This window comes from Saccharopolyspora tripterygii (assembly GCF_054778355.1).
This window is the reverse complement of the sequence record NZ_BAAGZP010000007.1, coordinates 62,943-86,755: the sequence shown is the minus strand read 5'-3', so window position 1 is coordinate 86,755 and position 23,813 is coordinate 62,943. Positions and strand designations below refer to the sequence as shown.

20 protein-coding genes and 4 pseudogenes are annotated in these 23,813 nt (G+C 67.0%); 13 read left to right on the top strand and 11 right to left on the bottom strand.

Annotated features, from left to right (window positions below):
• Positions 1–6: 6 nt before the first annotated feature.
• The 7 genes from ACYVF3_RS05145 to ACYVF3_RS05115 all read left to right on the top strand — a co-directional run bounded on the left by ACYVF3_RS05145 (position 7) and on the right by ACYVF3_RS05115 (position 6,687).
• On the top strand, positions 7–924 hold the full coding sequence (locus tag ACYVF3_RS05145) for a phosphate/phosphite/phosphonate ABC transporter substrate-binding protein (RefSeq protein WP_461153031.1): 918 nt from the start codon (positions 7–9) through the stop codon (positions 922–924).
• Positions 924–1,634: a phosphonate ABC transporter ATP-binding protein gene (locus ACYVF3_RS05140; protein ID WP_461153030.1), complete on the top strand. Its 711-nt coding sequence runs from the start codon at positions 924–926 to the stop codon at positions 1,632–1,634. Before ACYVF3_RS05145 ends, ACYVF3_RS05140 begins: the two co-directional genes overlap by 1 nt.
• On the top strand, positions 1,631–2,458 hold the full coding sequence (phnE, locus tag ACYVF3_RS05135; protein ID WP_461153029.1) for a phosphonate ABC transporter, permease protein PhnE: 828 nt from the start codon (positions 1,631–1,633) through the stop codon (positions 2,456–2,458). The genes ACYVF3_RS05140 and phnE overlap by 4 nt, the downstream gene beginning before the upstream one ends.
• Positions 2,455–3,114: a phosphonatase-like hydrolase gene (locus ACYVF3_RS05130; protein ID WP_461153028.1), complete on the top strand. Its 660-nt coding sequence runs from the start codon at positions 2,455–2,457 to the stop codon at positions 3,112–3,114. The genes phnE and ACYVF3_RS05130 overlap by 4 nt, the downstream gene beginning before the upstream one ends.
• Positions 3,115–3,348: 234 nt before the next feature.
• The gene (locus ACYVF3_RS05125) at positions 3,349–4,665 is read left to right on the top strand and encodes a uracil-xanthine permease family protein (protein WP_461153027.1); all 1,317 of its coding nucleotides are present in this window, start codon (positions 3,349–3,351) and stop codon (positions 4,663–4,665) included.
• Entirely contained in the window at positions 4,655–5,980 is a 1,326-nt protein-coding gene (locus tag ACYVF3_RS05120) for an amidohydrolase family protein (RefSeq protein WP_461153026.1), read from the top strand. Before ACYVF3_RS05125 ends, ACYVF3_RS05120 begins: the two co-directional genes overlap by 11 nt.
• A complete protein-coding gene (locus ACYVF3_RS05115; protein WP_461153025.1) occupies positions 5,977–6,687 on the top strand; it encodes a sulfite exporter TauE/SafE family protein in 711 nt (236 codons plus the stop codon). Before ACYVF3_RS05120 ends, ACYVF3_RS05115 begins: the two co-directional genes overlap by 4 nt.
• Before the next feature lie 214 nt (positions 6,688–6,901).
• On the opposite strand, the gene ACYVF3_RS05110 is transcribed toward ACYVF3_RS05115, so the two are convergent.
• The 3 genes from ACYVF3_RS05110 to ACYVF3_RS05100 form a co-directional block, all read right to left on the bottom strand.
• Entirely contained in the window at positions 6,902–7,906 is a 1,005-nt protein-coding gene (locus tag ACYVF3_RS05110) for a LacI family DNA-binding transcriptional regulator (protein WP_461153024.1), read from the bottom strand.
• Between the two features lie 76 nt (positions 7,907–7,982).
• On the bottom strand, positions 7,983–8,483 hold the full coding sequence (locus ACYVF3_RS05105) for a hypothetical protein (protein ID WP_461153023.1): 501 nt from the start codon (positions 8,481–8,483) through the stop codon (positions 7,983–7,985).
• 350 nt (positions 8,484–8,833) lie between these two features.
• Positions 8,834–9,670 carry an MBL fold metallo-hydrolase gene (locus ACYVF3_RS05100; protein ID WP_461153022.1) on the bottom strand — a complete coding sequence of 279 codons (837 nt, stop codon included), beginning with the start codon at positions 9,668–9,670 and terminating at the stop codon, positions 8,834–8,836.
• A gap of 651 nt (positions 9,671–10,321) precedes the next feature.
• Here ACYVF3_RS05100 and ACYVF3_RS05095 point away from each other — a divergent pair.
• Positions 10,322–10,981 (top strand): hypothetical protein, encoded by a 660-nt coding sequence (locus ACYVF3_RS05095; protein ID WP_461153021.1) that lies wholly within the window; start codon positions 10,322–10,324, stop codon positions 10,979–10,981.
• A 100-nt stretch (positions 10,982–11,081) separates the two neighbouring features.
• On the opposite strand, the gene ACYVF3_RS05090 is transcribed toward ACYVF3_RS05095, so the two are convergent.
• The gene (locus ACYVF3_RS05090; protein WP_461153088.1) at positions 11,082–12,011 is read right to left on the bottom strand and encodes a radical SAM protein; all 930 of its coding nucleotides are present in this window, start codon (positions 12,009–12,011) and stop codon (positions 11,082–11,084) included.
• On the opposite strand from ACYVF3_RS05090, the gene ACYVF3_RS05085 reads away from it, so the two are divergent.
• Positions 11,941–13,398 carry a recombinase family protein gene (locus ACYVF3_RS05085; protein ID WP_363794808.1) on the top strand — a complete coding sequence of 486 codons (1,458 nt, stop codon included), beginning with the start codon at positions 11,941–11,943 and terminating at the stop codon, positions 13,396–13,398. The two genes, ACYVF3_RS05090 and ACYVF3_RS05085, sit on opposite strands and share 71 nt — an antisense overlap.
• A 1,075-nt stretch (positions 13,399–14,473) precedes the next feature.
• Here ACYVF3_RS05085 and ACYVF3_RS05080 read toward each other — a convergent pair.
• Positions 14,474–14,593 (bottom strand): annotated as a pseudogene (locus ACYVF3_RS05080) (transposase); the annotation flags it as partial.
• Positions 14,594–15,417: 824 nt separating this feature from the next.
• Between ACYVF3_RS05080 and ACYVF3_RS05075 the strand changes: the two are divergent.
• Positions 15,418–15,720: pseudogene (locus ACYVF3_RS05075) on the top strand (hypothetical protein); the annotation flags it as partial.
• Between the two features lie 268 nt (positions 15,721–15,988).
• Here the strand turns inward: ACYVF3_RS05075 and ACYVF3_RS05070 are convergent.
• A complete protein-coding gene (locus tag ACYVF3_RS05070; protein ID WP_363794806.1) occupies positions 15,989–16,585 on the bottom strand; it encodes a TetR/AcrR family transcriptional regulator in 597 nt (198 codons plus the stop codon).
• A 97-nt stretch (positions 16,586–16,682) separates the two neighbouring features.
• On the opposite strand from ACYVF3_RS05070, the gene ACYVF3_RS05065 reads away from it, so the two are divergent.
• From ACYVF3_RS05065 to ACYVF3_RS05055, 3 genes and pseudogenes are all read left to right on the top strand, one after another.
• Positions 16,683–17,927, top strand: a complete 1,245-nt coding sequence (locus ACYVF3_RS05065) for a cytochrome P450 (protein ID WP_363794804.1) — start codon at positions 16,683–16,685, stop codon at positions 17,925–17,927.
• Between the two features lie 466 nt (positions 17,928–18,393).
• Positions 18,394–18,735: pseudogene (locus ACYVF3_RS05060) on the top strand (IS110 family transposase); the annotation flags it as partial.
• 235 nt (positions 18,736–18,970) lie between these two features.
• Positions 18,971–19,387: a transposase gene (locus tag ACYVF3_RS05055; RefSeq protein ID WP_363794892.1), complete on the top strand. Its 417-nt coding sequence runs from the start codon at positions 18,971–18,973 to the stop codon at positions 19,385–19,387.
• 652 nt (positions 19,388–20,039) lie between these two features.
• Here the strand turns inward: ACYVF3_RS05055 and ACYVF3_RS05050 are convergent.
• The 5 genes and pseudogenes from ACYVF3_RS05050 to ACYVF3_RS05030 form a co-directional block, all read right to left on the bottom strand.
• Positions 20,040–20,429, bottom strand: a complete 390-nt coding sequence (locus ACYVF3_RS05050; RefSeq protein WP_363794802.1) for a DUF302 domain-containing protein — start codon at positions 20,427–20,429, stop codon at positions 20,040–20,042.
• Between the two features lie 79 nt (positions 20,430–20,508).
• Positions 20,509–20,784 carry a YeeE/YedE thiosulfate transporter family protein gene (locus tag ACYVF3_RS05045; protein WP_363794800.1) on the bottom strand — a complete coding sequence of 92 codons (276 nt, stop codon included), beginning with the start codon at positions 20,782–20,784 and terminating at the stop codon, positions 20,509–20,511.
• A gap of 288 nt (positions 20,785–21,072) precedes the next feature.
• Entirely contained in the window at positions 21,073–21,885 is an 813-nt protein-coding gene (locus ACYVF3_RS05040; protein WP_363794798.1) for a cytochrome c oxidase assembly protein, read from the bottom strand.
• Positions 21,885–22,433, bottom strand: a complete 549-nt coding sequence (locus ACYVF3_RS05035; protein WP_363794890.1) for a DUF2243 domain-containing protein — start codon at positions 22,431–22,433, stop codon at positions 21,885–21,887. Before ACYVF3_RS05035 ends, ACYVF3_RS05040 begins: the two co-directional genes overlap by 1 nt.
• A 630-nt stretch (positions 22,434–23,063) precedes the next feature.
• Positions 23,064–23,742, bottom strand: a pseudogene (locus tag ACYVF3_RS05030) (sulfite exporter TauE/SafE family protein).
• Positions 23,743–23,813: the final 71 nt, after the last annotated feature.

Here is a 23,813-nt window from a genome sequence, read left to right as displayed (position 1 = left end):
GCCCTGATGTCCCTGCGCCGCTCGTTGCCCCGTCAGATCGCGCTCGCCCTCGTGACCGGCACGGTCCTGGCACTGACCGCCTGCGGTGGCGGCGACACCGCCGCCGAGTCGCCGACCTGCCCGGACGGCAAGATCCGCTTCGGCGTCGAACCCTTCGAGGACCCCGCCAGGCTCACCCCCGCGGCCCAGAAGCTCGGGGGCGCCCTGTCGAAGTCGCTGCGCTGCCCGGTGGAAGTCCAGGTGACCCAGCAGTACTCGGCCGAGGTCCTGGCCATGCAGAACGGCAAGCTCGACATCGCGATCTTCGGCCCGCTGGGCTACGTGTTCGCCAGCCAGCGCGCCGAAGCCGAAGCGGTGGCGTCCTTCGCCGACGCCAACGGCACGCTGTCCACCTACACCGCGGGGATCTGGGTTCCCGCGCACTCCGACATCACCTCGGTCGAGCAGCTGCGCGACCGGTCCCTCGCGCTGGGCGCCACCGGTTCCACTTCGGGAGACGCCTTGCCGCGCAAGGCGTTGGCCGATGCGCGGATCCCGGAGAAGGACGTGAAGATCGACTACGCCGGTGGTCACCCCGAGGCGCTGCTGGCGCTGACCAACGGGGCCGTGGACGCCGCCGAGATCAACTCGCAGCAGCTGGCCAGCGCCACCGCGACCGGCACCTTCGATCCCGCGGCGCACCGCCGGATCTGGAGCTCGCCGCCGATCCCGAACGACCCGATCACCGTGCGCGGCGACATGGACCCGGCGTTCAAGCAGGCCGTGCGGGACGCGCTGCTGAACCTGGACCCGGCCACCGTCGGCGAGATCGGTGCGCTGCTGGACGTCTCCCCGCCCGGGCCGCTGGTGCCCGTCGACCGCTCCACCTACCAACCGCTGTTCGACCTGGCCGCGGCCCTCCACCTCACCGAAGGCGACGCCTGATGCTCTCCGCCACCGGACTGACCGTCCACTACGGATCCCGCGAGGTCCTGCACCAGGTCGACGTGACCGTCGCATCGGGCGAGCTGCTGGCCGTGCTCGGTGCCAACGGGTCCGGCAAGTCCACGATGCTGCGCGCGGCGGCCGGGCTCGTCGCCTCCGACGGCACCGTCACCGTCGACGGGCGACGCCGGGGACCGCTGGACATCGCCTTGGTGTTCCAGCGGATTCACCTCGTGGGCAGGCGCACCGCGCTGGACAACGTCTGCGCCGGCGCGCTGGGCAGGCTCCCGCTGCACCGCTCGCTGGCACCCGGCCTGTTCCCGCGCGCGGTGCGCGAGGAGGCGATGGCCTGCCTGGACCGGGTCGGGCTCGCCGATCGCGCGCACGACCGCGCCGCGGGCCTGTCCGGCGGGCAGCAGCAGCGCGTCGCCATCGCCCGCGCGCTGTGCCAGCGAGCACCGGTGGTGCTGGCCGACGAACCGGTGTCCGCGCTGGACCCGGCCGCCGCCGAGCAGGTGCTGGAACTGCTGGCCGAACTCGCCCACACCGAGCGGTTGGCCGTGCTCGCCGTCCTGCACCAGCCGGACCTCGCCCGCTGCTACGCCGACCGCGTCGTCGGATTGCGCGACGGCTCGGTCGTCCTCGACGGCGATCCCGCCCAGCCCGTCGATTCCCTGTACCCGCACGCCCTGCTGGAGACCTCCTCGTGACCACCGCCGTGCAAGGACCCGCACGTCGAGCCGTGCCGCCGAAACCACCGCGCACCCGGCTCCGGATCGTCGGCTGGATCGTCGCGGCGCTGGTGCTCGCCGCCCACGTGATGGCCTGGAACGCCACCGAGATCTCGGTGTCCGCGCTCGTCGAGGGCGCCACCGGCATGGGCGAGTTCCTGTCGGAGGCCATCCCGCCCGAGCTGGGTTCCGACGTCCTAGCCGAGAGCGCGTCGGCCGCCGTGGTCACCCTCTGGATCGGTCTGCTGGGCACCACGCTGTCCATCCCCGGTTCGCTGGTGCTGGCGCTGCTGGCGACGCGCGGGACCGCACCCGGCTGGATCTACCAGGCGGCCCGGGGACTGCTGTCGTTCCTGCGCGCGGTGCCGGACGTGGTGTTCGCGCTGATCTTCGTCACGGCCGTCGGGCTCGGCCCGTTCCCCGGCGTGCTGGCGCTGGTGTTCCACAACGTCGGCGTCATGGGCAAGTTGTGGGCGGAGACGCTGGAGGAGGCCGATCCCGGTCCTGCGCAGGCGCTCCGCTCGGCCGGTGCGGGTCGCGTCCAGGTCGCCCTGCACGCGCTGCTGCCGGTGGTGACACCGCAGATGGTCGGGTTGCTGCTGTACCGGTTCGACGTCAACGTGCGGTCCTCGCTGGTGCTGGGACTGGTCGGCGCGGGTGGCATCGGCTTCCTGATCAACCAGGCGATCCAGCTGTTCCAGTTCGACGAGATGCTCACCCACATCCTGGTGGTGCTGGTGCTGATCGTCGTGGTGGACCAGCTCTCCGCCCTCATCCGCCGTCTTCTCGGGAGCACATCGTGATCGCGCTGGTCGCACTGGACATCGCAGGTACCACCATCGACGAGGGAGGTGCGGTCTACCGGGTGCTCGCCGAGGTCGTCGCCGAGCACGGCACTCCTGCCCCGGACGCCGACGTGCGCCGCTGGATGGGGGCGGACAAGCGAGCGGCTCTGGCCGCCCTCACCGGTGACCCCGACGCGGTGGAGCAGCTGCACGACCGCTTCGTGACCCGCCTGAGCGAGTCCTACGCCGGCACCCCACCGAAGCCGTTCCCGGGAGTGCCGGAAACCCTTGCGGCTCTGCGAGAATCGGGCATCCGAGTCGCGCTGACCACCGGGTTCGACCGGCGCATCACCGGCATCATCCTGTCCGAAGTGGACTGGAAGCTCGGCGAGCAGCTGGACGCGGTGGTCTGCGCGAGCGAGGTCCGCGCCGGTCGCCCGGCCCCGGACATGATCCACCGCGCGATGGAGCTGACCGGAATCGCCGACCCCGCCCAGGTCCTCACCGCAGGTGACACGGTCCTCGACGTCCAGGCGGGCCACGCCGCCGGCGCGGGCCACGTGATCGGCGTCCTCACCGGAGGCCAGACCCGGGCCGAACTGGAGCAGCACACCCCCACCCGGATCCTGCCCGGAGCAGCGGACCTCCGCGAACTCCTGGACAACGCGCACTAGAGCATCTCTCGACGCTGAAACCACCGCAGACGTCGTGATGACACGTCCGCACGCGGAGCGAGATCTGCGGGGTTGACACGGATCGGGGTGGGCTGAATACTTCCGGCCAAATCGATTTGGCCCTGGTGATTCGGCGAGACGCGCACGCGTCGGCAGGGCGTCATCCGGCACCCCGCGGGGCCGGCAGCACCGCCCCATCCCGTTCGCCCGACCTCCCGGGAACGGAGGATCGAAGTGCCCAGACATCCGGTCGACGAATTCCGCCCGCTGTCCCGTCTCGTCCCCTTCGGTCTGCAGCACGTGCTGGTCATGGCCGCCGCACCGATCTCCAGCGTCTTCCTGGTCGCCAAGACCCTCGATCTGTCTCCCGACCTCACCCTCCGATTGCTCTCGGCGACGTTCGTGCTGGCCGGGATCGGCACGCTGCTGCAATCGTTCGGCCCGTGGCGCATCGGCGCGCGGCTGCCTTTCGTGATGCTGCCCGGCGGCGCCCCGGTGATCCTGTTCCTGGCGATCGCACAGGAGCACGGCGTCCGGACCGCCGTCGGCGCTGTGATCCTCACCGGCGCCTTCTACTTCCTGGCGCTGCCGCTGTTCAGCCGCCTGCTGCGGTTCTTCCCCGGCATCGTGATCGGGACGATGATCGTCCTGGTCGGCGTCACGCTGATCAAGTCCGGGGCCGAGCTCATCACCGGAAAGCCCAGCAGCCCCGGTTTCGGCGATCCCCGGCACCTGCTGATCGGGTTGGCGACCATCGCCTTCACGGTGCTGCTGCACCGGTTCCTGCGCGGCATGGCGCGGCAGCTCGCCGTCGTGCTCGGCCTCGTCGCGGGCACCGCGCTGGCCGCCGCGCTCGGGGAGCTGCGCTTCGACGGGTTCGGCTCCGAACTCGTGACGCTGCCGGAACCATTCCCGTTCGGGCCACCCGAGTTCGACGTCCTCGCCGCGCTCCCGCTGCTCATCTTCGCGCTCGCGTCGATGGCCGAAGCCGCCGGGCAGACCGTGCTCAACGCCGAGGCCGTGGGCAAGGACATCGACGTGCGGCGCGACGCTCCGCGCACCATCCGCGGCGACGGCCTGATCTCGCTCATCGGCGGGCTCTTCGGCACCTCGCTCATGGTCACCAGCGGCGAGAACATCGGCATCGTCCGGATGACCGGTGTGCGCAGCAGGTTCGTCACGGTCATCGCCGGACTGGTGCTCATCGTGATCGGGCTGTTCTCACCGTTCGTGCGCCTGATCGACGCCATCCCGCCCTCGGTGGTCGGCGGCACGGCGGTCGTCGTGTTCGGCGTGATCGCCGTGATGGGCGTGCAGATGCTGCGTGACTACGACCTGTCCGACCACCGGAACCTGCTGGTCGTCGCGGTGCCGCTCGGGCTCGGGCTGATCCCCGTCCTGGTACCGGGAATCTACGACAGGCTGCCGTCCACCGCGAGCATCCTGCTGGAGAGCGGAGTCGCCGTCGGCGCGGCGAGCGCCGCGGTGCTCCACGCGCTGTTCCACCACCTCAGCAAGACCGAACGAAGTGAGGACACCGTTGCGGCCTGACGACTTCGACGACGACGAGTTCCTGCTGCTCCCCGAGATCCTGCTGCTGCCAGGCGGACCGGTGCGCGGGTGGGCCGCCGTCGTCTCCCACGGCGAGTTCGGGATGGTCGGGCAGGCCGACGCCGTGGCCGACGCCCACCCCGGACTGCGTCCCGTCCACCTGGACGGGCACCTGCTCATGCCCGGTTTCGTGGACGCGCACCACCACCTCACCCAGACCTTCGGCAAGGCGCTCGCCTTCGGTGAGCCCTCGGAGATCTTCCGTCGGATCTGGGTGCCGCTCGAACGGCAACTCACCTCCGAATCCGCTCACGTGGCGGCGAAGCTGGCCGCGTTCGAATCGCTCCGCGGCGGGTTCACCACGGTCGCGGAGGCGGGAACCCGGGCGCCCGTCGACCTCGCGAGCGTCGCGCAGGGGATCGACGAGGCCGGACTGCGCTGCGTCCTCGGCGCCGTGTGCGAGGATCCGGAGTCGGCTGACCGGCACCTGAACCGCTGGGACTCGCCGCTGCTGCACCCGTCGCTGGCGATCCCGACCCCGGGCCACGTGCCGGATGACGTGCTGCGAGAACTCGCACAGCTGTGCCGTGATTCGGCCGCGGTCCTCCAGATCCACGTCAACGAACACCTCGCTTCCGTGGAGAGATCGTTGGAACAGCACGGGCTCCGGCCGTTGGAGCACCTGGAGGCGATCGGCGCGCTGGGACCGCAGACCCTCGGCGCGCACGCGACCCTGCTGACCCCGGGCGAGATCCGGCTGCTGGCCGAGACCGGAACGGCCGTCAGCTACAACCCGGTGGCCAGCGCGTGGAAGGGCAACGCGGTGGCCCCCGCGACGACGTTCTCCGCGCTCGGCGTGCGCTTCGGGCTCGGCACCGACGGCACGCGCGGCGACGGGTTCCGGCTGGTGGACGCCGCCGAGTTCGCGCAGCGGATCACCTCGGGACTGGTCACCGGGGATTCCTCGTGCGGCGGGGGCTGGACCTGGTTGCAGCACGCCATCTCCGGTGACGCCGTCGGGCTCGACCGGCTCGGCCGGATCGAAACCGGTTGCCTGGCCGACTTCCTGCTCGTGGACCTGGACGTCCCCGAACTGCGCCCGTCGTGGGACCTGCCGTGGGAGCTGGTCCGGTTGGCCAACCGCGACCAGATCACGGCGGTCTTCGTCGGTGGCCGGCTCCGGCTCTGGCGCGGCTGGCCGGTCGACTGGGACGGGCGGGAGCTCCTGGAGCGCGGCGAGGAGCTGGCCCGCGAGGTGGTGGCGGCCGCACCGCTGCACCGCGTGCACCCGCGGTCGACGGAGGTGCGCGCGTGAGCCCCGCGCTGCTGGCCGTCACTGCCCTGGTCGTGGCCGTCGCCGCGTTCGTGCAGGGCAGCACGGGGGTCGGGTTCGCGCTGATCGTCGCCCCGGTGGTGGGACTCGTGGAACCCGCGCTGCTGCCCGTCTTCCTGCTGGCGCTGATGATCCCGCTCAACCTCTACGTCGCCGGCCGCGAGCGCGGTGAGCTCGACTGGCGCGGCGCCAAGTGGATCACCGCGGGCCGGTTCGCAGGCACCTTCGGCGGGCTTTGGGTGCTCGTCGCCGTGCCGCTGGCGCAGCTCAACCTCGTCGTCGGCGCGTCGACGGTGCTGGCCGCGGTGGTCACCCTGCTCGCACCATCGCTCAAGCCGGGGCGCGGCGCGTTCGTCGCCGCGGGGGCGATCACGGGAGTGACGGAGACGGCGACCGGGGTCGGCGGGCCGCCGCTCGCGCTGGTCTACCAGCACCACCCGGCCGCGGTCCTGCGCTCGACGGTCGCGGTCTGCTTCATCGCCGGTGAGGTGATCTCGCTGGTGGTCCTCCTGGTCACGGGCAAGATCACCCCGCACGCACTGGGAATGGCGGCGGTCCTGCTCCCGGCCGTGGCGGTGGGAGCCGTGCTGAGCCGCTTCGTCCACCACCGCCTCAACGACCGCGTGATGCGCCTGCTCGTGCAGATCTTCGCGATCGTCTCCGGCGTGGTCCTGCTCATCGCGGGCTGAGGAGTCCTTGCAGAATTCGCCGCGAAGCCGTTGCCTCAGGTGTGGGACTCAGCCCGCACCGCCGCGGGTTCTCACACGTCGTCTGGGTGAGTACGCCGCGACGCCGTGTATTGGCATACAAAAGGAGTGGCGCACAGAGTCCAGACGGCGTGTGAGGTTCCGCTACCCGCACCGCCAAGCAAGGTGATACTGCAAGGCCCCCCCAAAAAACCGATCACCGCAGCGACGACCTGCGCGGGACGAGAACCGGTGCCGGGACCGAGGCTTCGGTCTTCTCTGTGTCGCGGCGGAGCCTGGCGATGAGCAGCTCGACGGCCTGGGCGGCGGCGTCGCCGAGGTGGAGGTCAACCGCGGTGAGCGGTGGCTCGCAGGTGCGGGCCCGCAGGCCGTCGTAGCGGGTGGCGACGAGCACGTCGTCGGGGACGCGGCGTCCGCGGTCGGTCAGCGCGCGCACCGCTCCGACCGCGAACGCGTCCACCATCGCGCAGACGGCGTCGACATCCGGATCCTGTTCCAGGACTTTCAGGCAGGACTGGTAGCCGGCGTCCTCACCGCCGCCTTCGTCCGCCGTGACGACCAGCGGCCGAAGGCCCTGTTCCGCCGCGAATTCCCGGTAGGTCCGCTCCACGTCCACGTAGGAGTGACGGCGGCCGGTGCCGATCATCAGCGCGATCCGCTGCGCACCCTGCTCCCGCAGGTGCTCCAGGAGCAGGCGACCGACCGCTGCGGCGTGCAGGTCGACGTGCGGCACGTCGGCCCCGGGGTGGCGTCCCAGCGCCACGATCGGAAGCCCGCGCGCTCGAAGCTGATTCGTCGTCACGTCGGCCTCGCCCGGCTCGACGACGATCGCACCGTCGACGTCGAGCGTGTTCAGCGGTGGGTCCGCTTCCACCGGCGGGACCAGCACGAGCGCGAAGCCGTGCAGCAGCGCGGTTTCGGCCGCCGCCGCGGCGGCCTCCATGAAGAAGCCGAGCCGGGAGGGCCCACCGGCGACCGCGACGGGCATCGAGGACACCAGCCCGATCGTCCGCGACTCACCGCGACGGAGCCGCTGCGCTCGCAGGCTGGGCCGGTAGCCGAGCTCGGCGGCGGCCTGCGCGACCCGTTCCCGCGTGCGGGGATCGACCTTGCCCACGCCGTTGAGCGCGTGCGACACCGTCGTCCGGGACACCCCGGCGGCGCGCGCCACGTCCGCGATGGTGGGACGCGTCCCCTCCATGGCCACCTCCTCGCACCCACCCTATGCGCACACGGGAGGCGAGCACCGAGCCCACGCGGAGGGGACGCCGCGCGAATCAGCTCACCCCGGGCCCGATGTTGCCGAGGCGCACCGGGCCGTCGATCGCGCTCGGCCAGTCGGCGCTGATCCCGCCACCGGTGGGCAGGGTGAACGTGACCGACGAGACGGGGAGCGGCTGGGGCGACGCGGCCGGTGCCGCGACGTAGGCGACGCCGGGGTGCTGCTCGTCGATCGTGTGGGGCTGCGCCGAACCCGGGTCTGGGGCGATCACCGGCACGTCCTGCACCGCGTCGCGGTTGAAGAACGTCAGGCCCGACGGCGCACCCTCGACCTGGCACGACACGCCAGGCTTCGCCGCGAGTTCGATGGCGAAGAGCCGCTCGCCGTTCGGCGACGGGATCTCGGCCACCGAGGCGTTCAGATCGCCGGGAACGCAGAAGGGGTACTCGTCGGGCGCAGCGTTCGCCGCGCCCGCCGCGAGCAGCGCACCCGCACCGAGCAGACCGCTGAGCGCGGTGGCGGTGACGACGCGCGGGAACTTCGACGTGATGGCCATGAATGCCTCCTGATCGATGGGGTGTCCTCGACCATGAAGACGCGAGTCGGCGGTCGAGGATGCCTGCGGCCCAGCACGAGTGACATCACCAACAAGCGGGCAACCTGGGCCCTCGCGAGACGTCCCCCCGCAGCGCCCACCCCTCACAGCAGCGCGAGCCGACGTTCCCGATCCGCTTCCGCCTCGGACCGCGGCGGGTCGCGCTGCCGCTCGCGGAAGTTCTCCGGTCACTGCGGACGCACCAGTTGCCGATGACGGTGACCGGGAAGGTCCGCAAGAGGCGGATCCGTGAGGAGACAGCCGTCGAGCTTGACGGTGGGGACTGATGCTCGATCAGCTGATCGGTGGGATCACCGCCGGAGTGTCTCGCGTTGCCACAGCTCCGGTAGGGCCAGGTCGACGTCCGCTCCGGCGAGCCGGGTGAACTCCCGCATCGTCACGTCGAGTCGGTCGACCCGCTTCGGCAGCGGTCGCAGGGGCCTCGACAACGGCCGCCAGAAAGCGTCCCAATGCACCGGGCGGACCACCGAGGGCGAAAGCGCTCCGATGGTCTCGCGCCAGTAGTCCTCGATCCAAGACACGGGCTTCACGCCTGCGGTGCCGCCGCCGACGTACGCGACGTCGGCCGAGTACTCCGCAAGTGCGCCTGGGATGAAGTTCGCCGTCGGGTGAACGAAGACCGTGCCATCCGGGTGCGCGATGTGGAAGGACGTACAGCCACCCGTCCGGAAGTCCTTCAATTTCGCCGGAAGCGTGACAGGCTCGTTGATCTCACCCGGGAAGCGGTCGCCTTCGCTGTGCAGCGCGTGCACGGGCGTTACCGTGAAGGCGCCGGCCGTGAAGGGCTCGCCGTCGCGCAGCTCGCGGAACGGGACCCGCTCGAGGCCGTAGCCACGCGCGATCATCCGCGTGGAGGGTGTGCCGACGAGTTCCGCCCCGGTCAGTTCTGCGACGACTGGGGCGTCCAGCGCGTGGTCGAAGTGCGAGTGCGAGACGAGTACGGCGTCGAGCCGGTCGACCTCGAGCCGGGCCAGCGCCTCGTCGATCCGCGAACGGGACGGTCGGACTCGTCCGGCGAGCATTCGCGGCAACGACGGCCGCGAGAAGAACCCGTCGACGAGAACCGACGACGAGCCGTCGGTGACGAGGACGTTCGCAACGCCGGCGAACACGGTGGTAATGGTCATGCCGTCCCTCCCGGGAGAAGTCTATTGACGAGCACGCGGCGCCCGCGTTCGCCGCGCCGTGAACGGGTCTGCTCCGGCGCATCACTGAGCCCCGGCAGGATCGGCGCCATCAACACCGAACAACCGATACCCACCTCCGCAAACCGCCGCACCGCGTCCAACCGCCGCAGCGGCGACGGTGTATTGCCGGACGCTTTCGCAGGGAGGGCAAGTAGGAGATGGTGCGAAGAGACTCCGTCGACCGCGCCCTGTGGTGTCTTCGCGCACTTACCTTGTTGAAGCGTGAAAAATGGTAATGGAAATTCGCGGAATAGGGACCACTCATGAACTCCCCCTGAGAGCCTATCTTTGCAGGGGGCGCTGAAAATCGAGATACCTGGTTGGCGTGGACCTCTGTCTCTCTTTTGGGGTAGTCGACGAAAGTCCGGAGTCAAGAATGAGAGTCGACGCAAACATGACCGCACGAAAAGCGCTGAGCGTCGTCGTGGACGATTCGAACGTCCTCATTACCCACGAGAGGCCGCTACCATGCCATCCATGACGACATCGAAGACGCTTGGCAACTACCCGGCTTTCATCACCGGTTTGCACGGGCGTCTGAAATTGCGTCCGTCGGTGGTGAGGTAGTGGGAGCTTGGCGAATTCGAGGACGTGTACGGTCTGTTGGTCCAGCGCAGTGTCGCGCTGGGGCTGGCGGAGTTCGGGGTGCGGGCAGATGCCGGAGTCCGTTGGCACCAACACGAAGCGGGGGGCGACTGGACTCAGGACGGCGAGGTGCGTGAAGCGGCCTGGATGCAGGCCGGGCTCCTGGACGAACGCGGGCGAGTGCCCGTCTGGCAAGCGATGACGTGCTTGGGTGACGTCTTGAGCAGGATCGGTCGGTTTGAGCTGCGCGGTGTCCACGCAGTGCTCCCGCTGGGCGCAGACATCCTCGACAACGAGCACTTCGCCACCTCACACCAGTGGTTCACCATGGTCGAGCACGGGCAGCCGGAGGCAGTCGGCATCTCCGTGCGCACGCCGGCGAACGGAGAAATCGACCCGGCCGGTCTTGCTTCCGAGATGGAAGCCCGGTCGCTGTCCACGGTCGCTGTCGAGGCCCCGGATGCACCGGCCTCGGGGCTCCCCGATTCCGAGATGTTTCACGGGCGGTGGCTATTGGGCGAGGACGTCACGGAGGTGCACCTCAGTTGCCGCGTGCCGGAATGGTCACTGGACATGGCCGGGTTCACGACTGACCTCGTGTCGGACGCGGCGCGAGCCTGCGGTGTCCGAGCCCCTGCGGCGATTTCCCTCTTCCGCACCGGGTGATCGCGTGACCGGGACGCCGCGCTGAAGACTTCTGGCCAATCGACAACAAATCGCCTTCGGTGCGGGTCAAAACCTGCCATCGTGGCCTCACCACCCGGCATCACAGCAGGGCAAGCTGGCGCGCTCTCTCCCGATCGGCATCGGACTGCAAGGGATTCTCCTGCTGCGTTCGGAAGTTCTCCGGTCTTTGCTGGTGGCGCGTCATTCCGTGACGCTCCTTGGCCCGCTCCACCAGGTCGACGACCTGCCGCTGGTAGGACTTCGGCGTGTAGGCGCCATTTCGGTAGAGACGTTCGTAGAGAGGCAGCAGGTCCGGCCGCCGGGCGCTCAACCACTCGTGAAACCACTCGCGCGCCCCAGAGCGCAGGTGCAGGACGATGGGCGTCACGCTCACCGCGCCCGCCTCGGCGATCGCCCCCACCGTCGCATCGATCTGCTCCGGCGCATCGCTGAGCCCCGGCAGGATCGGCGCCATCAACACCGAACAACCGACGCCCGCCCCGGCGAGCCGACGCACCACGTCCAGCCGCCGCAGCGGCGACGGTGTTCCTGGCTCCACCTCCCGCCACAACGCCTCATCCACCGACCCGATCGACGTCGCCACCGACACCCTGGTCCGCTGCGCGGCCTGCACGATCAGGTCGAGGTCACGCAGGATCAACGTGCCCTTGGTCAGGATCGAGAACGGATTCGCCCGATCCCGCAGCGCGGCGATGATCTCCGGCATCAACCGGTAGCGCCCCTCCGCCCGCTGGTACGGATCGGTGTTGGTGCCCATCGCGATCGACTCACCCGCCCACCGCGGACTCGCCAACTCCCTGCGCAACAACGCCGGCGCATTCACCTTCACCACGATCTTGCTGTCGAAATCGCGCCCGGAATCCAGGTCCAGGTAGGTGTGCGTGCGCCGCGCGAAGCAGTAGACGCATCCGTACTGTCGCCAAGTACCATGTTTAGCTATGGATGTCAGCGAGATCCGGACAGCACGCGAGTACCTGCGCGTTTCGCAGGACCGCTCTGGCCGCGGCAAGTCCAACCAGGAACAGCACTCCGACAACGTGGCCGCCGCTGACCGCAACGGATGGACGCTCGGCGAAGCGTACGAAGACCGGTCCATCTCAGCTTCCCGGTACACGAAGAAGGCGCGCGAGGGGTACGACCAGCTCATCGCCGATCTTGAATCGGGCACTTTCAGCGCCGACGCTCTGATCATCTGGGAGTCCTCGCGCGGCTCCCGCCGCGTCGGAGAGTGGGTTCTGCTGTGCGACCTGTTGGAGGAACGCGGCAAGTTCGTCCACGTCACCACTCACGGCCGCACCTACAACCCCCGGAATCCTCGCGACCGGCGTTCACTGCTTGAGGACGCGGTCGACTCCGAGTACGAGTCGGGGAAGCAGTCCAGCCGGATCGCACGCGACGCGGCCGCGGCGGCGACGGCCGGCAGACCGCCGACGCGGGGTGCGTTCGGCCACCCGCGCCGACACTGGATCGACACCCCACTCGGCCGCGAACGCATCACCGTGCCCGAGGACGAGATCGAGCGGGAGCGGGCGGCAGTGCTCGCCACGTATGACGGGCTGTTCGCGGGGAAGACGCTCGTGTCGCTGGCCCGCGAACTCGACAATCAAGGATTCCGCACGACCCGCGGGGGGAAGTTCACCCGCACCGAGGTCCGCGCCATGCTGCTCAATCCCCGCAACGCGGGCATCCGTTTCTACAAGGGCGAACGACTCAATGTCGAGACGGCCTGGGAGCCGATCGTTTCCGAAGAGACATGGCAGGCGGCCGTTCATTTCTTGAGCGATCCGAAGCGCCGTCAGAACCACGGCACGGCACGGCGGTGGATGGGCGGCGGGCTTTACCGGTGCGGTGTGTGCAACGAGTCCGATATGCGAGTGAACTACCGGGATGACGGCCGGGTCTACCGGTGCCGCGCAACAGGCCACAACTCGCGACACGCCGACAAGGTAGATGCATTCGTATTGACCACCGTAGCCGAGCGGCTGCGGCGCGATGACGTCGCAGAACTATTGGCGGAAACTGGGCAGAAATCACGGGCAGCCGAGTTGCGCACTGAGGCTCACGGGTTGCGGAAACGCCTTGATTCGCTCGGCGTGGAATATGCCACTGGGGCGCTGACCGCAGGTCAAGTCAGGACAGCAACTGACCATTTGGAAAGCCGGATGGCGGAAGTCAACTCCGAACTGGCATCGCTAGGACGTACTGATCAGCTGACATACTTGTTCGACGCCGACGACGCTGGACAGCGCTTTCTTGATCAAACGCTCGATGTGCAGCGAGCAACTGTGGCCGCGCTCTGCACAGTCACACTGCAAGCCAATCGGCGGGGTCGATGGGCTCTGATGAGCGACACCGTTGACATCGATTTCAACCAACCGTCTCGGCTCGTGAGTTAATTAGGGCACGCAGAGTCGCCGACATATCCGAACCACACCCGGCCAGTCCACCATCGACAATGCCACAGGCACGGTTGACGACGGCCCGTAGATACATGGGAAGCCGTCATCCATCTTCTGACCTGCAACTTTTCAGAACGACCAACCCGCTGATCGAAGCCGTTCGCGCTCTTCGCTATAATCGAGAGCGGGCAGAACGCGGGCCCCTTCCGAGTCACCTGGCTCCCACGCAGCTGGTGACGATGAGGACAAGTCGTCGCTGACGGCAGCGCCGGTTACCCGACCTCGTGCGGGTGGCGTGGGCTCCCGTGGAGGCGATCATGGGTGACTCCTCCCCGAAGCGGAAGGTAAACCAAGCGCGGAAGCGCGCAGCGAGGGCGTATCAGGCACAATACGGCTGTTCGTACCGGCAAGCCCTTCAGGCAGCTCAATCAGTTCCGCGACGAACAGCAAAACGTCCGTTTCCAACAGCAAGCAAGTGCGCAAATCCTGAGTGCACGGAGCCCACTTACAGGTACATTGACGCAAGCACCACGATCATCAATTTCCGCTACGCTCACATCTATTCAGCATCACCCTCTGGCCCTCGCCACGACCCAACAATCCCGAATGCGTTTTCGGACACAGACGACAACATTCTTCTTTTGTGTCCAGCCTGCCACAAAAACGTTGACTCGAATCCGGAAGAATTCCCCGACAGCCTGCTCACACTCTGGAAGAAAGAACAGATGAGCGGAGGTGCCTCAACAGGGAGAGCAGGCAACCTGAGGCACAACGAGGATTCGCAATGACCCCCGTTTCCATCACCGCCATGCCGGGAATATCGGGAATTGCGGGAGCGATCTATTTAACATTGATCGCACTAGCGGCAACGGTAGCCATATTCACCAAGAAACCCGCACGTCGCAAGGCAGCACTTGAGGTGCTTTTCGTGTTGATGTGGCGCAGACGGACAAACGATCGTAGGACCGCAAGAAAATAGCCCCGCGGTAAACAACTTGCGGGAACTTCCCCTTCCCGAGTCGGCCGTGAAGGGCACCCCGTCACCTCGGCGACCTCGGCAGCACGCATCCAGTTGGCCCAGGCAACCGGTCGAGATCCCGAAATCGCTGGCGACCTGCTTCAACGGAGCCTCGCCACGACGCGCCACAGCGACCAGGTCATCACGAAACTCCTGCGGATAAGGCTTGGGCACGACAGACATCCTTCCAAGCGAGGCCGAAGCCTCACACATCAGGTATCAACCAAACCCTGGGCAGACCCACCGGACCGACGGCGATGTGCCCGACAAGCTGCCGACCGCTTGGGACTGCCAAGGAGAGCAACCAGCACAGCAGCCGCCTCACTGGTCAACGCAGGAGCGGAATCGGCAATCTTCTCCGCAGCAGCGAGGTCACGCGGATCCAACCGGCAGGCATACGGAGTTGACACCTCCCGAACTCGGTTGCGCCGCAACTGCTCCACCCCCGACCATCGTGGACGACCTCGGCTCAGAGGTACTCACTCCAAGTGGCCCGCAGGGCCTGCGAATCAGCTTAAACCGAACCACCGCTACATCCGTCGCAGCTAGCGACCCGGAAACCAGGCACTGGGCGAGAGGTTGCTAGCACCGGCTCTGTCCACGTCATAAACCCACCTAGGGGCCGCTGCGGCTAGCTCGTTGGATCGTCGAGGACGGTGTGACCACCGCTCACGCGGCGAAGATGTTCATGGTGGCGCCGAAACTGCCAGTCAAGTGGGAACTCACCGGCATGCTCAAGCCCATTTTCCCAGGTCGATGTGAAGTCTAACCAGCGCAGTAAAGGAGTTTACCAGGACTGATCTGACGTCCCCGTGTTATCGCAGGCCATGACCCTTTCGTCCAACTGTGCTCCCTATCCGCCGGGAAAGCTGATTAGGTCCGAGTGGTCTCGGAAACCTCGCACGAGGCACCTTGACTCCCCTCCAGCAGCCTCCTTCTCGCCAAAACGGCCCCGCCGTCGCCAATCGGGCCTGAACCAGGTTGCATGCCTCGCCAGGCTGGAGGCTGGGGGAGCTTACTCGAACACAAAGGACCAGGTCAGCGCCCTGGAAACACTGCAAATGAAGCTGCCGGACCTGGCTACACCGTCCTAACCGACACCGAAGCGGGCAAAGCCCGGCCGCACCCGGCGACTCCCCGACGACCAGGTGCAGCAACTGATCGAAGGCTACAAGTCCGGCGCCACCGTCTACGAGCTGGGTGATCAGTACGGCATCGAGCGCCGCACCGTCAGCACGATCCTGCACCTCCACGGCGTCCCGATGCGGCGACGCAGTCTGTCCGAGGAACAGATCGACGACCGATGACCAGCACACCATCCACATCAAGCCCCTCCCCGATCGATCGCTGCACCTGCAGTGCGCGTGCACGCTGCTGGTGGCCGTGGGCGCGGCCTACGTCTCCTACCGGCATGGCCGCGACTTCGCGCTACGGTTCGGCGCCGACGAGACCACCGCCACCGCGGAGTCGATCGTGGAGACCGCCATGCTGGTCGATAAAAGCGTATGGGGCGGCGTGGCGAGGGCGCGAACAGGACATCTGCGCCGCGGACAGGTGTCCGTAACGAACTCAGATCGCTTGGTCTGCTGAAGAGCGGAGCCCTTCTAGGACCACGGCGAGGATCGAGGGGCTCAAGCTCTCGGGGCTGAGCGGTCGGTCGGTGGCCAGATATGAGAGGGCACTGATGGTGACTGCGCCGAAGAGGACCATCGCTGTGGTCGTTGGGTCCTCGGTAGGGCGGAGTGATCCGTCGCGTACGCCCTCGTCGAGAAGTTGTTGCACCGGCGTGTAGTAGGCATCGGTGATGGCGGTTGCGATCTCGGGGATGCGGCCGGCCCGGCCGAGGTTTCCCACGAGGGCTTGGCAGACGGCGGGCTGATCGGCCATCACTCGCAGCTGGGCGTCCACGACCGCGGTCAATCGGGTCGCCGCGGAATCCGGAGCCTGCACGGCCATGGCGACCTCGTCGGCCATGTGTTGCAAAGTGTCTTGGAAGAGGAACGCCAGGATCTCTTCCTTGCCCGCGAAGTAGTAGTAGAGCGTCGCCTTTGGCACCCCGGTCGCGGCGGCGATGTCCTCGACTTTGGTGTCCTCGAGCCCGCGGTCTGCGAAGAGTTCGGCAGCCGCTGGCAGGCGGGCGGCGATCTGGGCGGGAACGCGGCGCACAGTGACTCCCTTTCGCAGTTTGAGCTGAGGTTTTAGACTAGCAGTCTAACCTTGCGGTGCAATGCCGTCCCGGCGCCCAGGAAGGTGAGGCCCAGCCATGGTGGAGCTCTACGACCCGTTTGACCCAGCCGTGCACGACGATCCGTATCCGATCTACCGCCGCCTGAGAGACGAGCATCCAACCTACTGGTGTGAGACCCGTGGATGCTGGGTTCTGAGCCGCTATGACGACGTCGAGGACGCCTTGAACCACCCTGAGGTGTTCTCTTCGATCAACGGCGTGTTCCCTACGAGGGATGCAGCGGGCCAGGGTCCGGACATTATGGATGCGCTGTTGCCGATGATGATCATGATGGACCCTCCACGTCACACACAGTTGCGGAAGCTAGTGAGCCGGGCGTTCACCCCGCGCAGGATTGCGGCGCTCGAGCCAACGATTCGCAGCCTTGCCGTCGAGCTGCTGGATGAGCTTTCTCCGGCTGGCTCGGGTGACGTGGTGCGTGACTTCGCCGGGCCGCTGCCGGCGATGGTGATCGCCGACATGCTGGGGGTGCCCCGCGAGGACCGCGACCAGTTTCGCACCTGGTCATCCTCGATGGTGCAGGGAGATCCAATGGTGGCCGAGGAGCGCGATGCCTCCTTGGCGGCTGCCGCTGCGCTGTATGAGTACTTCTCCGAGGTGATCCAGAAGCGCCGCGACGACCCGAGGGAAGACCTGGTGTCGGCGTTGGTCCAGGCAGAGGTCGACGGCGACCGGCTGGGCGATGACGAACTTTTGGGCTTTTGTCTTCTGTTGCTGGTGGCTGGTCATGAGACCACTACGAACCTGCTCGGCAACTCCGCCGTGCACCTTGCCGAACACCCAGACCAGCGCCGTCGGCTAGCCAGCGAAACCGCCTTGCTCCCGGACGCGGTCGAGGAACTATTGCGTTATGACTCGCCAGCCCAGGGCTTGTCGCGCACCCTCACTCGTGACCTGACACGACATGGTCACCGCATGCGAGCCGGGGAGACAGTCTTGCTGTTGTTCGGCTCGGCCAATCGCGACGACCGCGTGTTCGCCGACCCCGATCGGCTCGACATCACCCGCAAGCCTGAACGACAGGTCGCCTTCGGCCACGGCATCCACTTTTGCTTGGGTGCGGCACTGGCGCGGCTCGAGTCACGAGTCGCCCTGGCAGAGATGCTCGACCGGCTCCCCGACTGGCAACTCGACCCCGCCAAAGGGCCGGAGCGGCTTCACTCCGGCCCTATCCGCGGCTACGCAACACTCCCGGCGACCTGGGCAACCAGCGTGCGGGACGAGCGAGCTCACCCCTTGCCGCGGCCGGTCCAGACGTGACCGGTGTTGGCCGCGCGCAGAGCTCCGTGAGTCCGCGCGAGTTGGCCGCGGAGCCGTTGGTTCTCCTCATCTTCTACAACCGGCAGCGACGACATTCCCAGCTGGGTCTGCCCAGGTTTCGGTTGACACTCTGACTCTGGGGCAGGTCAAGGTGTTCAACCAAACAATGATGATGGCGGAAGGCGTCGGTTCGGGACCTGACCTGCAACTAAACTGACCCTCCGGGTGTCCTTCTAGGGACGCGTCGGTCCCGCGCCGGTACCGTACCGGATAAGTCGTTTCAGGCGACCGGTCCGGACGGATGTGACCTGATAGGAACCTGCGCCACCCGCTGCCTCGTCATTGTTGTGTCCGCCCGTCCCGGCACCCGGGTCGCCGCTTGAAAAGGAAGGCGACACCGCAGCATGACGGACACGAGCGATGTCATCGGTGGCGTGGACTGCCACGCCGACACCACCACGCGGCCGTGATCGACCACCGTGGCCGACTGCTCGCAGCCAGCGAGTTCCCGACGACCGCGGAGGGCTATCGGCAGCTGACCACGTGGTTACACCAGCACGGACGGCTCGAAAAGGTCGGGGTCGAATGCTCAGGATCCTATGGAGCCGGGCTTACCCGGTACTTGCAGGCCTGCGGCATCACCGTCGTCGAAGTCAATCGGCCCCACATCCATACCCAATCCCGGCGAGGTAAGACCGACGCCATCGACGCCGAAGCGGCCGCCCGCAAGGTCCTGGCCGGCGAGTGCACCACGGCTCCCAAAGACACCACCGGCGTCGTGGAATCGATCCGGCAGCTGCTCATAGTCCGCAGCAGTGCCGTGAAAGCGCGCACGGCCGCACTCAACCAGCTCAGCGAAATCCTCCTGACCGCACCCGAGGCTGTTCGCGCGAGCCTCACTGCCCGCGGTCTGGAAGGCAAAGCGCGCCAATGCCTGACTTGGCGTCCCGACCCTGCCCGGTTGCACGACCCGGTCCATGCCGCCAAATACGCTCTGCGCAGTCTCGCACGACGCATCCAGGAGCTGACCAACCAGGCCGAGGATCTCGAGAACAAGCTCGCCTCCCTCGTCCAGCGCAGCGCTCCCCGCACACTGGCCCTACTCGGCGTCGGCACACTCCACACGGCCCAGCTGCTCACCACCGCGGGCCAGAACATCGAGACTGCACTGCGAAACCGCTTTCGCCGACCTCTGCGGGTCCGACCCCATTCCCGCCTCGTCAGGCAAGACACTGCGGCACCGGCTCAACCCCTTCGGAGACCGCGATGCAAACCGAGCCCTGCACATGATCGCTGTCGTGAGGATGCGCTACTGCGACCGCACCCGCGCCTACACGGCCCGCCGCACCGCCGAAGGACTCTCCAAAAAGGACATCATGCGCTGCCTCAAACGCTACATCGCACGCGAGATCTACTACACACTCCGTGCCGACCTCAAGAACCTCGCACTGGCTACTTGACCTTTATAGGAACGTCCCTGGGCAGACCCGACGTCGCAACCGGGCTGGCTGCGCAACTCTGCTCTGTCCTCCAACGGGACGGCACTGGCATTCGGAGTTGCGCTCGTTGTCTCGCCCTAAACAACACCTCTGGGCCGCATGCCCGTCATCGAGGCTTACTCAGCGTCCGCAAATGATCTTCGGCGTGGTGGACCGCGGTGTTGATGTCCTGGTTCTGGCCTGCGGACATCGTTCGTTGACCGAGGCCTGAGACGGTGAGTACGGCGGCGAGTTGGTGTCTTTGTTCAGTGGTGAGGTAGGCACAGAGCGTCTGGTTACTCAGTGCTTCGCGTGCGGCGTAAGCGTCGGAGAGCGCAGCGGAGACGACCGTCTGTCTCAACTGCGTGATGGCGCTTTAGTGGATCGCTCGCCGACCAGGTCCAATGTGGTCAGCCCCAGACGGACTCGGAACGCTGTGGTGCTGGGTTCTGTGTCGCTCATGAGCGCAGCAAACCGGGCGTAGGAGTTGGCCGACGGCTGTTTCCCAGGTTTCGGCGGGGATGGCGGAGTCGATCAGGGCTGTCGCCTGCGAGCGGAGATCTTGTTCGAGCAGTGACATGCTCTTGATTTGACAGCCGTCGAGTAAGCGTTTCCCGATGCCGCGATGGGCGGGCTACCCGAGGCTGTCGAGGGCCTCCCGGATGCGGCGCCCTGCTTCGTCGGCCACCGGACGCAGCTCTTCCCGTTCGGGAACGGTCACCATGACCTGCGGATCAAGTGCTTGGACCAGGGTGCGACCGTTATCCTGGGCGCGGACCACGACGTTGCAGGGCAGTAGAAGCCCGATCTCGCGTTCCGCGTCCAGCGCGCGGTGCGCCAGCTGTGGATTGCACGTGCCCAGGATGACGTAGGGCTCGATGTCCTCGTCCAGCTTGTCCTTCAGCGTAGTCTGCACATCGATCTCGGTGAGCGTGCCGAAACCATGGGCTTGGAATGCTTCTTTCACCTTGGGCACGGCCTCCGCATACGGGGCGTCGAGCGTCCGAGACAGCGCGTAGTCCACGATTCGGCCCTCCTCGGGTGATCGGTTCGTTCCCTAGAATGACTACCCGGCGGCCCCAGCATGCACGCACAGCAGTCCCTCAGCAGACCGAGTCGGTCCGCTTGGGGACACCGAGGCCAAGGAGTCTCCGCGTCTGGAGCCCGAGCCAGGTTACCGCGAGCACGGCGAATGCCCAGATCCACCCGTGCAGGGAGAACAAAGCAATTCCACCGAAGTAGGAGCCGACGTTGCCGTAGACGAGCCGGGCTCCGTAGCCCGCGAGCAGCCCGCCCGCTGCTGTGGCGAGCACGGTGCGCAGGGGCAGGTTCGTGGCGAGGGCGAAAGATCCGGACGCCGCCGCGGTGGCCCACGACACCAGGGAGAAAACTGAGGTCGAGCACCCTGGTCGAGTTGGTCAGCAGCCGGGCGTGCAGGGTCCCGGAGTGGGAGCCCTGCCAGTAGGGCCAGGCCCCACTCCGCACCGAACCCTTGGAGTCAGCTTGTACGAGCGCCTTTCCCGTGTCAGTTCACATGCGGTGGTGTAGTTGGCTTTCTGTTCGGGGTCTGACCAATGTTCTACTGGCCGCCCCGCCGATCGACTTTCTTTTCTCGCCTTCGAATTCGCTGCGCTGCAACCACTGCGCGCACAGGAGCGACCCAGTGACTATGCCTTGGCCCCGACCCCACTGTGCGGGGCGGTTCTCTGAGAGCGCTCGGGGCGCCAGGTAGCCACGAGCGCGGCGGCTAGGAGGAGTTCGGCGATGTCGCCGAAGTAGTACATGATTTCTGCACCGTTCTGGATCTCGTTGATCGGGGCGCGGATGTCGACCCAGAAGCCGCCGTACATCAGCTGTGCGATAACGGCGTGAATCGTGATGGCGCAGCCGAGGTACACCAGGCGCGTGCGCACAGCAGGCCGGGCCGGTGCCGGGTCGGGACCGGCGATGGCGTAAGCGAACAGACAGCCGGAGATCAGGAAGTGGACGTGTAGCAGCCAGTGCCCGGCCGAATGTGCCGTGGTGGCGTTGTAGAGCGGAGTGAAGTAGAGGACGGCGAGACTGGCGGTGGACAGCAACATTGCGGTCGCCGGGTGGGTCAGTACCCGGGCAGGGCCGCTGTGCAGTACGGATGTCAGTTGCCTGCCGCGTGCGGTGGGCACCGTCCGCAGCAGGAGGGTGACTGGGGCGGCGAGTACGAGGCCGAGCGGGGCGTACATGCCGATGAGCATGTGCTGGGTCATATGGCCTCGGAAGTCGGAGTAGGCCCACGGCGCCACGGGCGGCAGGAACGCGACGGCCAGCACGGCGAGCCCGGTGAGGAAGCTGGCCGTGCGCCAGCGGCTCCATCCCTGCACAGGGTTGCTGCGGCGGGCCTGGCGGGCCAGGGATAGATAGACGGCACCGATCACGAGCAGAGCAAGTACGGGTAGCAAGACCTCCACAATGCCGCCGCCCGCTCCGTGGTCGTGGTGGTTCATCAGGTGCGCCCTTCGGTCGGCTGAGCACTCCCAACGTCGGAATCAAGCGGCTGTCCGCCGCGCTGGAGCAGGTAGCCACCGGCGACCAGCAGCGCGCCGAAGACGAGGAACCCGATGTCCCACCACAGCTGATAAGGCCCGCCATGGACGTGGTGGATACCCAGGATGTGGTGGTCCAAGATGCCTTCGACGAGGTTGAACACCCCCCAACCAACCAAAACCCAGCCCCACAACACACGCGAGGTCCACACTTGGCGGCGGCGGTGTGTGACGCGGGAGTAGAGAAGCGCCAGGCCAACCAAGACGAACAGCCAGCACACAGTATGGAACAGCCCATCCCACACGGTGTTCATTTCGAGACCCGAAACAGTCTCGGGATCGTAGTACCGCACTCCGACGTTGTCGGTGTTCGTGCTGGTCAGCATGTGATGCCACTGCAAGACCTGGTGCAGCAGGATGCCATCCACGAAACCACCGAGCCCCACGCCCAGGAGAATGCCCGGCCCTCGTAGGCTCGCCGCTGCCGTACTCGCCCCATCCGTACTCATGCGGTCCGCTGGCATCCCGCCTCCTTCCTCCGGGCACATGGCGGGCCTACCCGGTTAAGCGGACCTGTAATCCAGGCCCTGCACGGGAATGCCACACGGCATTGACCGAGAAACGTGAAGGAGCCAACGTGCCCGGCTACGTGTACTGGGCTTCGCAATCAAGCTGTTCTCGCGCCTGGTCAAGGGCTGTCGTGTCTTCGACCTGACAGCCCGTCTCCGACGGGAAGCCGACATGGTGAAGCAGGAAGAACGGGCGCAATTCACTTCTGCTGCGCGGAGACGTGCTGTCAGTCGAGAGACGCGGTGTCGGGCGCAACCTTCGATCAATAGCGAACACGTCAGAAGAACCGCGAAAGGCGTTCCTTCAAGTGCATCGTTCCATTACGTTCTTGGCATTTCGGTCAATCGCGGCCGATGAGCTTCCGCAGGAACCCACTGATGCCTCCGTGTTGGGCGCTCGGGGCGCAGTCGCATCGTTGGGATTTCGGTACTCCCGCGAGCACCTGTTCCACGTGCTGGCCGCAGCCTGCATATGTCGGTTTGCCGCACGTGCGGCACTCAACGCGACGACACATGTTCCACCTTCCCTTTCTCTTCCTGAGAGAGTTGTCGATTCGGCCTGGGCGGTCCTCATCCGAGAGCCGAGGGGTTGACGACGGCGGCCACGGCGACGAAGACCGCGACGGCCAGCACCACGAAAGCGAACCAGCGGCGCACGGTTGACGAGTCCAGCCGTGCCGACAGCCGAGCGGCCACGATAGAAACCACCAGAGACGTGCCTGCGAACAACAACAGGACCCGGTAATCGATGGTCGCGATCGAGCCGGCGTGCGCGGCGAGTCCAGCTCCCGAGTTGATTAAGACGACCACCAACGAGGTCGCCACCGCTTGCTGCGCTCCCAAGCCCAGCAGCAATGACAGCGCGGGGACGATAATGAATCCGCCGCCGACGCCGAACAGTCCGGTAAGCACACCAACCGACGCGCCGGCGAGCACAGAGCGCGGCGAAGGCCAGCAACAGCCAGCGCTGCGGGAAGAGCTTGCCGAGCGCGGCGCCACCAAAGGCGGCCGGGATGCCGGCCGCGCCGAAGACCAGCGCCACCGGCCACCGCACCGCACTGCGCCGCTCGCGGGGCATCAGCGCGCCCAGCGAGGACAGCGCGACCACGGCCAACGAGGTGGGGATCGCCATCTGCAAGGGTTGCCCGACGCCATAGACCAGCGCCGGCACGGCGAGGATCGAACCACCCGCACCCAGCAGTCCCAGCGCCAACCCGATCACGGCGCCGAACACCACTGCCAACAACAACGAAACCACCTATCCCGGTGGCGGACTCATCGCCCGCCACCGCCGCCGCCAACGCCGTGCACGCACTTGCC

Coding starts and splice junctions, on each gene's coding strand:
- ACYVF3_RS05145 (WP_461153031.1), top strand. CDS start 7: ATGTCCCTGCGCCGCTCGTTGCCCCGTCAGATCGCGCTCGCCCTCGTG.
- ACYVF3_RS05140 (WP_461153030.1), top strand. CDS start 924: ATGCTCTCCGCCACCGGACTGACCGTCCACTACGGATCCCGCGAGGTC.
- ACYVF3_RS05110 (WP_461153024.1), bottom strand. CDS start 7,906: ATGGAGGGGACGCGTCCCACCATCGCGGACGTGGCGCGCGCCGCCGGG.
- ACYVF3_RS05105 (WP_461153023.1), bottom strand. CDS start 8,483: ATGGCCATCACGTCGAAGTTCCCGCGCGTCGTCACCGCCACCGCGCTC.
- ACYVF3_RS05100 (WP_461153022.1), bottom strand. CDS start 9,670: ATGACCATTACCACCGTGTTCGCCGGCGTTGCGAACGTCCTCGTCACC.
- ACYVF3_RS05085 (WP_363794808.1), top strand. CDS start 11,941: ATGGATGTCAGCGAGATCCGGACAGCACGCGAGTACCTGCGCGTTTCG.
- ACYVF3_RS05065 (WP_363794804.1), top strand. CDS start 16,683: ATGGTGGAGCTCTACGACCCGTTTGACCCAGCCGTGCACGACGATCCG.
- ACYVF3_RS05040 (WP_363794798.1), bottom strand. CDS start 21,885: ATGAACCACCACGACCACGGAGCGGGCGGCGGCATTGTGGAGGTCTTG.
- ACYVF3_RS05035 (WP_363794890.1), bottom strand. CDS start 22,433: ATGAGTACGGATGGGGCGAGTACGGCAGCGGCGAGCCTACGAGGGCCG.